Annotated in this window: 1 protein-coding gene; it reads left to right on the top strand. The window is 70.8% G+C overall.

The features are described from left to right. Window positions 1–908 (top strand): sensor histidine kinase (locus tag PROKR_RS13845; protein ID WP_036964230.1); only part of this gene is annotated, 908 nt, incomplete at both ends.

Below are 908 nucleotides of genomic sequence, written 5' to 3'. Positions count from 1 at the left end.
GAGTGGTTCGGCGTCGACGCCGACTGGGAGCGGATCCCCGCAGGGCAGCGGGCCTACCGCCGGGACCTGCTGCTCGGTTCGGGCTTCGCGGTGTTCGCGGCCCTCTCGATCGAGCTCGGGCACAGCATGGGCATGTTCGAGGACATCGACCTGCCGATGTGGCTCGTCTTCGTGCTCGGAGTCGCCAGCACGGTCCCGCTCGCGTGGCGGCGCCGCTATCCGCTGATCTCGCTCGTGCTCGTCTACGCGGCATGGTTCGCCCTCGGGCTGACGATCCCCGCGGTCACGATGCTCATGCCGATGCAGATCATGTACTTCGTCGCGATGTTCACCGCCGTGGCGTGGGCGCGCGACCGGCGGGCCATGCTCATCGTGGTCAGCGCCTGCACCATGGTGATGCTGGGATGGGTCGTCTGGATGTTCGCGGTGCAGCAGGGCATCGAGACCATCCTGGACGAGTTCCCGACGCCCGCCGACTGGCCCGGTCAGGTGGACCCGTACCTCGCCAGCGCGATCTACCAGGTCATCATGAACATCGCCTTCTTCGGCGGCGCGGTGCTGGCGGGGCAGATGCAGTGGAACGCCGCGTGCAGGCGCGAGCTGCTGGCCGACCAGACCGTCACCATCGAGCGACAGGCTGCCGCGCTCACCGACCAGGCCGTGGTCACCGAGCGGGTCCGGATCGCACGCGAGCTGCACGACGTCGTCGCGCACCACGTGTCCGTCATCGGCATCCAGGCGGCGGCGGCGCGGCGCGTGCTGGACCGGGACCCCGCCCTGGCCGCGGAGGCCCTCGCGACCATCGAGCGCGAGTCGCGCGAGGGCGTGACGCAGATGCGCAACCTGGTGGGCACCCTGCGGTCGGTGCCCGACGGCGGAGGCTCCGCCGGCCCGGACACGGCCTCCCG

This window comes from Promicromonospora kroppenstedtii DSM 19349 (assembly GCF_000515355.1).
Lineage (GTDB): Bacteria > Actinomycetota > Actinomycetes > Actinomycetales > Cellulomonadaceae > Promicromonospora > Promicromonospora kroppenstedtii.
The sequence above is the reverse complement of the archived record's forward strand: the minus strand, read 5'-3'. Positions and strand labels throughout refer to the sequence as shown.